The 9642-nt window shown below is 65.7% G+C and carries 9 protein-coding genes; 7 read left to right on the top strand and 2 right to left on the bottom strand.

Annotation, left to right across the window (positions count from 1 at the left end; all coding sequences use genetic code 11):
- Positions 1–415 precede the first annotated feature (415 nt).
- A complete protein-coding gene (tyrS, locus tag C7446_RS15820; RefSeq protein ID WP_121174079.1) occupies positions 416–1615 on the bottom strand; it encodes a tyrosine--tRNA ligase in 1200 nt (399 codons plus the stop codon).
- A gap of 141 nt (positions 1616–1756) precedes the next feature.
- Here tyrS and C7446_RS15815 point away from each other — a divergent pair, with 141 nt between their 5' ends.
- Complete coding sequence (locus C7446_RS15815; protein WP_121174078.1) at positions 1757–2878, top strand: anhydro-N-acetylmuramic acid kinase; 1122 nt, start codon at positions 1757–1759, stop codon at positions 2876–2878.
- A 40-nt stretch (positions 2879–2918) separates the two neighbouring features.
- Here the strand turns inward: C7446_RS15815 and C7446_RS15810 are convergent, their stop codons facing one another.
- Positions 2919–3932 (bottom strand): type IV pilus twitching motility protein PilT, encoded by a 1014-nt coding sequence (locus C7446_RS15810; RefSeq protein ID WP_121174077.1) that lies wholly within the window; start codon positions 3930–3932, stop codon positions 2919–2921.
- 30 nt (positions 3933–3962) lie between these two features.
- Between C7446_RS15810 and C7446_RS15805 the strand changes: the two genes are divergently transcribed.
- The 6 genes from C7446_RS15805 to C7446_RS15780 all read left to right on the top strand — a co-directional run bounded on the left by C7446_RS15805 (position 3963) and on the right by C7446_RS15780 (position 9578).
- A complete protein-coding gene (locus C7446_RS15805; protein ID WP_121174076.1) occupies positions 3963–4694 on the top strand; it encodes a YggS family pyridoxal phosphate-dependent enzyme in 732 nt (243 codons plus the stop codon).
- A 43-nt stretch (positions 4695–4737) separates the two neighbouring features.
- Positions 4738–5565: a pyrroline-5-carboxylate reductase gene (gene proC / locus C7446_RS15800; protein ID WP_121174075.1), complete on the top strand. Its 828-nt coding sequence runs from the start codon at positions 4738–4740 to the stop codon at positions 5563–5565.
- Between the two features lie 46 nt (positions 5566–5611).
- The gene (locus tag C7446_RS15795) at positions 5612–6199 is read left to right on the top strand and encodes a YggT family protein (protein ID WP_121174074.1); all 588 of its coding nucleotides are present in this window, start codon (positions 5612–5614) and stop codon (positions 6197–6199) included.
- 119 nt (positions 6200–6318) lie between these two features.
- Positions 6319–7494 (top strand): homoserine O-succinyltransferase MetX, encoded by a 1176-nt coding sequence (gene metX / locus C7446_RS15790; RefSeq protein ID WP_121174073.1) that lies wholly within the window; start codon positions 6319–6321, stop codon positions 7492–7494.
- Positions 7494–8081 carry a methionine biosynthesis protein MetW gene (metW, locus tag C7446_RS15785; protein WP_121174072.1) on the top strand — a complete coding sequence of 196 codons (588 nt, stop codon included), beginning with the start codon at positions 7494–7496 and terminating at the stop codon, positions 8079–8081. The genes metX and metW overlap by 1 nt, the downstream gene beginning before the upstream one ends.
- Positions 8082–8189: 108 nt before the next feature.
- On the top strand, positions 8190–9578 hold the full coding sequence (locus C7446_RS15780; protein WP_147408788.1) for a sigma-70 family RNA polymerase sigma factor: 1389 nt from the start codon (positions 8190–8192) through the stop codon (positions 9576–9578).
- Positions 9579–9642 lie beyond the last annotated feature (64 nt).

Raw genomic sequence — 9642 nt, 5'->3', positions numbered from 1 at the left:
TCAGCTGTCTGCAGCTTCCGCCCCGGTGGGCTGTTGCCCTGTCCGTTGCCAGCGGATGCGTACTCTACGCTTCGCTGACGGACCTGACAAGCCCCGATGTCGAAAAAATTTCGAGAGGGTTTTCTGCCCGCCGTTACTGCCTCTGCCAGCATGCACTTCAAAGGCCCCGGAAAATAAAAAGGGCCTGCAGTACATGACTGCAGGCCCCGCAAGCATGGCCATCCTGGCCGTCATCGGCGCCTTCCCTGGCGCCGGCTGCAAAAGGGTCATCGAGAGAAGCCAATCCGTGGCTGCTGATACATCCTGTACCGCCTCGATGTAGAAATTACTCTACACCCCTGTACCGGGTTTGTCCAACTTTATTCGAGGTGTACCGCTATATTCATTCAAGCCTTGTACAAATAAACCTGTTTCATCACTGCAGGGTGACCCGGGCGAAACGCTTCTTGCCGGCCTGAATCACATGACAGGCCCCGGCCTCGAGCATGTGATCGCGCGCAACCACCTCACCATCGACCCAGACCCGGGCATTGTTGAGCATGTCCTTGGCCTGGGCACTGTTCGTGACCAGTCCGGCCCGATTGAGGACGGCAGCAATCGGCATTCGCGCCTCACCTTCAAGGTCCACGGTCACTTCGGGCATGTCCTCGGGCAGCTCGCCCTCGGCCATCTGATTGCCACTGGCACGGTGTGCGCCGGCAGCGGCCTCTTCACCATGGAAACGGGCCACCAGTTCACGCGCCAGTACCATCTTGATGTCCCGCGGGTTGGCGCCCGCCTCGACCTGCCCCATCAGCTCGCGCACTTCCGCCATGGGTTTGAGCGAGAGCAGTTCGAAATAGCGCCACATCAGGCTGTCGGGCATGGAGACGATCTTGTTGAAAATCTCTCCCGGACGATCGGTGATGCCGACATAGTTGCCCAGCGACTTGGACATCTTCTGCACACCGTCCAGTCCTTCGAGCAGCGGCATGGTCATCACCACCTGCGGCTCCTGGCCGTAGTGCTTCTGCAGCTCACGTCCCATCAGCAGATTGAACTTCTGGTCGGTGCCGCCCAGTTCGATATCCGCCTCCAGCGCCACCGAGTCGTAGCCCTGAATCAGCGGATAGAGAAACTCATGGATCGCGATCGCCTGGCCACCGCGATAGCGCTTCTCGAAGTCATCCCGCTCGAGCATGCGCGCCACCGTCGACTGTGCCGCCAGTTCGATCATGTCGGCAGCCGACAGCCTGCTCATCCATTCGGCGTTGAACACCACCCGGGTCTGCTCGGGATGCAGGATCCTGAACACCTGCTCCTGATAGGTCTGCGCATTGGCCCGCACCTCTTCATCGGTCAGCGGCTTGCGGGTCACGCTCTTGCCGGTGGGGTCGCCGATCCGGCCGGTGAAGTCGCCGATCAGAAACAGCACCTCATGACCCAGATCCTGAAACTGACGCAGCTTGTTGATCAGCACCGTATGCCCCATGTGCAGATCGGGCGCCGTGGGGTCAAAACCGGCCTTGATGCGCAACCGGCGCCCGGAAGCCAGTTTCCGTTCGAGCTCTTCCTCCACCAGGATTTCGTGCACACCGCGCTTGAGCACGGCCAGCGCCTCGGCGACCTCGGTCATGTTCTGCCTCTTGCGATCGTGATTTCGGCCCGTCTACCCGCCAGCACGGGCCACAGCGGCTACAGGGTTCGCATGATAGCATGCCCGCGAAGAGCGATTCAGCGCACAGCGGCGCTGCCACGGGCCGACCGGAGAACCCCCATGCCCCTGATGATCGGACTGATGTCGGGTACCAGTCTCGATGGTATCGATACCGCCCTGGTGCGCTGTGATCATGACCAGCGACCTCGGCTGCTGGCTGCGCGGGTCCAGCCGATGCCGGCCGCACTGCGACAGGCGCTCTGGGCACTGTGTCATGCCGACTCGGTCACCTTTGCCCGGCTGGCCGAGCTGGAGACACGCTTCTGCCGACTGCAGGCTGAAGCCGTCACGGCCCTGCTGGCGCAGACCGGCACATCCGCCGCCGACATCGATGCCATCGGCAGTCACGGCCAGACCATCGAACACCGCCCCGATGGCGACTTCCCCTGGACCTGTCAGCTCGACAACCCCAGCCTGCTGGCCGAGCTGACCGGCTGCCCGGTGGTCGGCGACTTCCGCCGCCGCGACCTGGCTGCCGGCGGCCAGGGGGCCCCCCTGGCACCGGCCTTTCACGCGGCACTGTTCCGCGACCCCGAGGAGTGGCGGGTACTGCTCAATCTCGGCGGCTTTGCCAATGTCTCGCTGCTGCCCCCACAGCACAGCAGTCAACCGATCATCGGCTTCGATACCGGGCCGGCCAACGCCCTGCTCGATGGCTGGTATGCGCGTCATCATCCCGGCACCTTTGACCGTGACGGCAGCTGGGCCGCCAGCGGCCGGGTGGACAGCGCCCTGCTCGCTCGGCTGCTGGCCGATCCCTTCTTCCAGCGTGCGCCCCCGCGCAGCACCGGGCGGGAGCACTTTCATCAGCACTGGCTGGAGCAGCACCTTGCCGGCGATGAGCACGCCGCCGATGTTCAGGCCACCCTGCTGGAGCTGACGGTCGCCAGTGTCCGTGACGGTATTGCCCTGGCACTGCCGAAGGAGATCGGGGCTGACCGGATCAGCGTGGTGCCCTGCGGGGGTGGGGCCCACAACCGCTACCTCAACGAGCGGCTCGCTGCCCGGCTGGCGCCGATGAAACTATTGCCCTGCGAGCGGCTGGGCTGGTCACCGGACTGGCTGGAAGCCGGCGCCTTCGCCTGGCTGGCCTGGCGCCGTCTGACCCACCAGCCGGGCACGCTGACCACCGTGACCGGCGCCGGTGGCGAGCGCGTACTGGGCGGGCTCTACGCCCGCTGACCGGCGGACCGCCCTGTCGCTCACGACGGCCGGGCAGGGCTCAGCCGGGGGCGTGCCCGCCATGCACGATCAGCCCCTCGGTCGCCAGCCGATCGAGGGCCGCCTCCATGGTCTGCATGCCCGCACCGGCACCGGTCTGCAGGGCCGAATAGATCTGGGCCACCTTGTCCTCGCGGATCAGGTTGCGAATGGCGGGCGTGGCCACCAGCACCTCGTGCGCGGCGATCCGCCCGCCCCCGATCCGCTTGAGCAGCGTCTGGGAAATCACGCCCTGCAACGATTCGGAGAGCATCGAACGCACCATGGACTTCTCGTCACCGGGGAAGACATCGATGATGCGATCGACCGTCTTGGCCGCCGAGGTGGTGTGCAGGGTGGCGAACACCACATGCCCGGTCTCCGCCGCGGTCAGTGCCAGCCGGATGGTCTCCGGATCCCGCAGCTCCCCCACCAGGATGATGTCGGGGTCCTCCCGCAGCGCCGAGCGCAGTGCCGCAGCCACGCCATGGGTGTGCCGCCCGGCTTCGCGCTGGTTGATCAGGCAGCGCCGGGCGGTGTGCACGAACTCGATGGGGTCCTCGATGGTCAGGATGTGCTCATGACGATGACGGTTGATGTAGTCGAGCATCGCGGCCAGCGTGGTGGACTTGCCCGAGCCGGTGGGGCCGGTCACCAGCACCAGTCCATGCCGGAGCGAGGCGAGCTGACGGAACACCTCCCCCAGCCCGAGCTCGTCGAGCCCCGGCACGGTCGCCGGAATGGTCCGGAACACCCCGGCGGCGCCATGCTGCTGGGTGAAGACGTTGACCCGGAACCGCGAGACTCCCGGCAGATCAATGGAGAAGTCCGTCTCCAGCTCGGCCGCGTAATCACGCTGCTGCTGCTCATTCATCACGGCGTGCAGCAGGGTGCGCACCGCCTGATCCTCCAGCGGCGGGACATTGAGCCTGCGGATATCACCATCGACGCGGATCATCGGCGGCAAGCCGGCCGACAGGTGCAGGTCGGAGGCCTTCTGCTTTGCCGAAAATGCCAGCAGTTCGGTAATATCCATTCAACTTGCACTCCTTCGGGATCCGGATGGATGACAGAACACGCCAATCGGCCCTCGGCCGGCACGACCAGTACTATCGAAGAGCATATCGTCCGGGTGCGCCGTCGGCTTGAGCAGGCCCTGGCGGCGGCCGGGCGCGCGCCCGATGCCGCACGCCTGCTGGCCGTCAGCAAGACCCAGCCGGCAGCGGCCCTCCGGGCGGCCCATGAGGCCGGTCAGTGCGCCTTCGGCGAGAACTACCTGCAGGAAGCGCTGGAAAAGCAGCAGGCCCTGGCGGATCTCGATCCGGAGTGGCATTTCATCGGGGGCATCCAGTCCAACAAGACTCGGGAGATCGCCGAGCATTTCGACTGGGCACATACCGTTGATCGCGAGAAGATTGCCCGTCGACTCAACGATCAGCGCCCGGCGTCCCGGGCGCCGCTCAATATCTGCCTGCAGGTCAATGTCGATCGCGAAACCGGCAAGGCGGGCACCGATTTCGAGGCACTGCCGGCCCTGGCGGAAAGCGTGCTGACCCTGCCCGGCCTGTCGCTGCGCGGGCTGATGGCCATCCCGGCGGCCAGCGAGGACCGCGACACCCAGCGCCGCGCCTTTCAGCGGCTGGCCGAAGCGCTCACCCGGCTGCAGGAGCGCTTCCCCGAGGCACCGCTCGACACCCTTTCGATGGGCATGAGCGCCGATCTCGAGGCTGCCGTGCTGGAAGGGGCCACCCTGGTCCGGATCGGCAGTGCCATCTTCGGCCCCCGCACCACATCATGATCCACGGTGGCCAGCCACTTATGCAGCTACAGGAAGTCACCCCATGGCCAGTCAACTGACCTTCATCGGCGCCGGCAACATGGCGCGCGCCATCTTCGGCGGGCTGATCGATAGCGGTTACCCCGCCGACGCCATCACGGCCACCGCCCGTCATCAGGCCACGCTTGATACCCTGGCGGCGCGCTACGGCATCAATGTCACCACCGACAACGCCGGCGCGGTCGCCGATGCCGATGTGGTCATCCTGGCGGTCAAGCCGCAGCTCATGCGCGAGGTCTGTGAACCGCTCGGCGAGGCCCTGCAGATCGGCCGCCCGCTGATCATGTCGATCGCCGCCGGCGTAACCATCGACAGCCTGGCCGAATGGCTTGATGATGCCGGCCTGCCGATCGTGCGCTGCATGCCCAACACCCCCTCGCTGGTCGGCACCGGCGCCAGCGGGCTGTTCGCCAATGACCGGGTCAGCGACGAACAGCGCCAGCTGGCCGAGTCGCTGATGCGCGCCGTGGGCATCGTCGAGTGGGTCGAGGAGGAGTCCCTGATCAACGCTGTCACCGCCATCGCGGGCAGCGCACCGGCCTATTTCTTCTACATGATCGAGGCCCTGGAGAAGGCCGGTGTGGCGCGCGGCCTGGCGCCTGCCACCTCGCGACGCCTGGCCATCCGGACCGCCCTGGGGGCAGCCCGCATGGCCGACCAGAGCGAATTCGATCCCGCCACCCTCAAGCAGCAGGTGATGTCGCCGAACGGTACCACCGAACGGGCGATACACTGTTTCGAACAGGCCGGTCTGGAGGGCATCGTCGATGATGCCACCCGGGCCTGCCTTGACCGGGCCGAAGAGCTGGCCCGCGAACTGCAAAAGCGCTGAACAGCGTCAACCGAGTTCCGCCACCCTGTCACGACGGAGAGTTTTCATGGGGACCCAGCTGGGCAACACCGGCATAATGCTGATCAACACTCTGATCAACCTGTACCTGTTCGTGCTGATGCTGCGCTTTCTGCTGCATGCCTCGAAGGCGGACTACTACAACCCCATCAGCCAGGGCGTGGTCAAGGCGACCTCACCGCTGGTGGCCCCGGTGCAGAAGGTGCTGCGCCCGATGGGGCCGGTCGATATCGCCACCCTGGTCGTGGGGCTCATCATCAAGGCCCTCGGCATCGTGCTGGTGCTGTGGATCGTCGGCTACGGCTTCCCGCCGCTGGTCAATCTGCTGCTGGCGGCGCTGGCCGGGGTCGCCAACGCCATTCTCAAGATCTATTTCTTCGCCCTGATCATCATGATCATCCTCAGCTGGGTCGCGCCTCGTGCCAGCCATCCCGGTGCGCTGCTGGTGATGCAGATCACCGAACCGATCATGGCTCCGGTGCGCCGCATCATTCCGCCGCTGGGCATGATCGATCTCTCGCCGATCGTGGTCTTCCTGCTGATCAACGTGATCGACAGCTTCGTGGTCGGCTCGCTGAGTCGCGCCTCGGGACTGGGTGCCCTGGTCGGCTTCTGAACCGTGGCCTGTTGATGTGTTAGAGTGCATTCCCGTGCCGATCGGCACGGGAACGCCTGCAGCGTGCAACCCCTGTCGACACCCTGGCTGTTGACACTCAACCGCGGATCTCATCGTGAATGCCTGACACGTCGTCTGCGTCTTCGGTCGGCCTGGTTACGCCCGACACGGCCCACTTCGATACGCCGCTCGAACTGGCCTGTGGCCGCACCCTGCCCTCGTGGGAGCTGGTCTACGAGACCTACGGCGAGCTCAATGCCGAACACAGCAATGCCGTGCTGGTCTGTCATGCCCTGTCGGGCCATCATCACGCCGCCGGCTATCACCATGTCGACGACCGCAAGCCGGGCTGGTGGGATGCCCATATCGGCCCCGGCAAGGCGATCGACACCCGCCGCTTCTTCGTGATCGTGATCAACAACCTGGGGGGGTGTCACGGCAGTACCGGGCCCGCCAGCGTCAACCCGGCCACCGGCCGCCTGTGGGGGCCGGAATTCCCGCTGATGACCGTACCCGACTGGGTCAACAGCCAGGCCATGCTGGCCGATCGGCTGGGGATCGAGCGTTTTGCCGCGGTCGTCGGTGGCAGTCTCGGCGGCATGCAGGTGCTGCAGTGGGCCCTGAGCTATCCCGATCGCATCGCCAATGCCGTGGTCATCGCCGCTACCCCCAAGCTGTCGGCCCAGAACATTGCCTTCAACGAGGTGGCCCGGCAGGCCATCCGCTCCGACCCCGAGTTTCACGATGGCTGGTATGCCGAGCACGGCGTGGTGCCCCGCCATGGCCTGCGTCTGGCGCGCATGGTGGGTCACATCACCTATCTCTCCGAGCACGCCATGGGCACCAAGTTCGGGCGCGATCTGCGTACCGACAGTCCCAGCTTCGGCTATGATGTCGAATTCGAGGTGGAGTCCTACCTGCGCTACCAGGGGGACACCTTCTCCACCCGCTTCGATGCCAACACCTACCTGCTGATGACCAAGGCGCTGGATTATTTCGATCCTGCCGGGGCGCACGGCAATGATCTGGTCGCCGCCATGGCGCCGGTTCGCTGCCCCTTTCTGGTGGTCAGTTTCACCAGTGACTGGCGCTTCGCTCCGGCCCGTTCCTGGGAGCTGGTGGATGCCCTGCTGCACGCCGGCAAGGCGGTCAGCTACGTCAACATCGACTCACCGCATGGACACGATGCCTTTCTGCTGCCCAATCCCCGTTACGAGGCGGCACTGGGCGGCTTCATGCAGCGGGTAGCCCATGATGCCGAGGTTTCGTCCACCGCTTCGGGAGACTCACGCTGATGCGCAGCGATCTGACCCTGATCCACCGCTGGGTGCCCGAGGGGGCCCGGGTCCTCGATCTCGGCTGCGGCAATGGCGAACTGCTGGCGGCCCTCTATCGCGACAAGCAGGTCACCGGCTACGGCCTGGAGATCGATCACGAGGGCATCAACGCCTGCCTGGCACGAGGCGTCAACGTCATCGAACAGGATCTCGACCAGGGGCTGAACAATGTCCCCGACGATGCCTTCGATCTGGTCATCATGACCCAGGCGCTGCAGGTACTGCGTCGCCCTGATCTGATGCTCGAGGAGATGCTGCGGGTCGCCCGGGAATGCATCATTACCTTCCCCAACTTTGCCTGGTGGCGCCACCGCCTGCATCTGGGCCTGCGCGGACGGATGCCGGTGTCGAATGCCCTGCCCCACCATTGGTACGACACCCCCAACATCCATCTCTCGACCTTCCGGGATTTCGAGCAGCTCTGCAGCGAGCAGGGGCACACCATTACCGACCGGGCAGTGGGCAATGGCGATCGTGAATACTGGCGTGCCCAGCGCTGGCCGAACCTGTTCGGTCAGGTCGCCATCTTCCGGATCGAACGCTGAACCGCGCCCCCGGCGATTCGCAGCCGGGGGCGCACGGACCCTGCCAGTCCGGTCGAACACCGTTTCGTGTTAAAATGACGGTCACGTTTCCGCAAGCCGATGCTGACCATGTCCCGTTCGGAACCCCCTCGCTGTACCCCCGCGACCGGCACTGCCGACCCGGCCGACCAGGCGTCCCTGCTGCAGCACTGTGCCGGTGGGGATATCACCGCCTTTCACCGGCTGCGAGAGTACGAGCTGCCCCGGATGCTGGCAACCGCCCGGGCGTTCATGCCCGAGCCATCGCAGTGCGAGCAGGTCGCGCACGATGTGCTGGCACTGGGCTGGAAGAATGCCTGGCGATTCACGGCGACCGCCGGTCGTGCCGATGCCTGGCTGTGGCGGATCTTCTGCTGCCGACTGGGCAATCAGCTGCAGGCGCGCGGCGATCCGCTCCCTGCCGGGGCGGCGGCGGCTCCGAGGGGCGACGCCTTCAGTGAAGCCATCGCGCGCCATCTCGTACAGCACCTGGCCGATCGCCCGGCACCGACCGACCCGCTTGCCGCACTGCCGGAACTGGCAGCCACCCTGCCTTCCGAAACGCCCTCACACACCCTGCTCGAGCGCCTCGACACCACCATCGACCATCTGCCTGCACAGCCGGGCGACGAGGAAAGACCCGCGGGCGAGACCATCTTCCGCTCGCTTTCGCACCCGTCACTGCGCCGCGCCATCCTTCAGGCGCGTCTGCAGTACCACTTCCGTGAGAGGTTCAAGCGCCTGATCGGCAGACCGCTCGAGGATGCCTGGTTCGAGCGCTGGCGCAAGGGCGGCAAGACCGCTCGTCTGGAAGCGCTGGGTCTCCCCCGGCGCAGCGTGGAAGAGCAGCTCGGCAGCCGGCTGGATCTGAACCCGGCCCCGGACGAACTGATCTGCTCGGTCGCCTTCCCCGACCGTGCCGAGCGGCGACGGCTGGCCAACCGGTTCATCTGGGAGGGCGACTGGGATCAGCGGCTCAAGGATGTGAACGGCCTGCGTCAGCACCGCTTCATTGCCGATATCTGGCAGCATCGGCTCGACCTGACCCGAAGCGACTCCTACCAGCACTACCTGGAGCTGTTGCAGCAGGGGCGACCGTGGCGCTCGCACCACAAGGGGGTGGCGCTCGAGTCCCCCGAGCGCATCCTGGGCTGGCTGCGCATCTATCACCTCTACATGGAGGACATGGCGTGTTTCGGGTTCGATGCCGGACGCGGCAAGGACCGGCTGGGAGTGGCCATTGACCGCCACGGCAGAATCGTCAAGATCAACAAGGGCCTGCACCGGCTGGCCATGGCCCGGGTGCTGGGCCTGCCGACGCTGCCGGTGCGGGTGCGCGGGATACACCGCCAGTGGTGGCAGGCGCAGGCCGGCGGCCGTCAGGGTGATGCCGCTCTTGATGCCGTGGCCGAGGCCCTCTCCGGCTGTCGGCCGGCACCGCTGACCGCCGTTGAAACGCGGCGACGCACGGGCACCTGAGTTCGACCAAAGTCGAATGTCACCGGGTGCTGCGCTATCATTGCCATGGACATCGACGCCGTGG

Origin of the sequence: Kushneria sinocarnis (assembly GCF_003633775.1) — a bacterium.
Classification (GTDB): Bacteria; Pseudomonadota; Gammaproteobacteria; order Pseudomonadales; family Halomonadaceae; genus Kushneria; species Kushneria sinocarnis.
The sequence above is the reverse complement of the archived record's forward strand: the minus strand, read 5'-3'. Positions and strand labels throughout refer to the sequence as shown.

Bases quoted from the DNA above. Each gene is read 5' to 3' on its own strand.
- metW (WP_121174072.1), top strand. From the start codon at position 7,494: ATGCGCAGCGATCTGACCCTGATCCACCGCTGGGTGCCCGAGGGGGCC.
- metX (WP_121174073.1), top strand. From the start codon at position 6,319: ATGCCTGACACGTCGTCTGCGTCTTCGGTCGGCCTGGTTACGCCCGAC.
- C7446_RS15795 (WP_121174074.1), top strand. From the start codon at position 5,612: ATGGGGACCCAGCTGGGCAACACCGGCATAATGCTGATCAACACTCTG.
- tyrS (WP_121174079.1), bottom strand. From the start codon at position 1,615: ATGACCGAGGTCGCCGAGGCGCTGGCCGTGCTCAAGCGCGGTGTGCAC.
- C7446_RS15780 (WP_147408788.1), top strand. From the start codon at position 8,190: ATGTCCCGTTCGGAACCCCCTCGCTGTACCCCCGCGACCGGCACTGCC.
- C7446_RS15805 (WP_121174076.1), top strand. From the start codon at position 3,963: ATGACAGAACACGCCAATCGGCCCTCGGCCGGCACGACCAGTACTATC.
- C7446_RS15810 (WP_121174077.1), bottom strand. From the start codon at position 3,932: ATGGATATTACCGAACTGCTGGCATTTTCGGCAAAGCAGAAGGCCTCC.
- C7446_RS15815 (WP_121174078.1), top strand. From the start codon at position 1,757: ATGCCCCTGATGATCGGACTGATGTCGGGTACCAGTCTCGATGGTATC.
- proC (WP_121174075.1), top strand. From the start codon at position 4,738: ATGGCCAGTCAACTGACCTTCATCGGCGCCGGCAACATGGCGCGCGCC.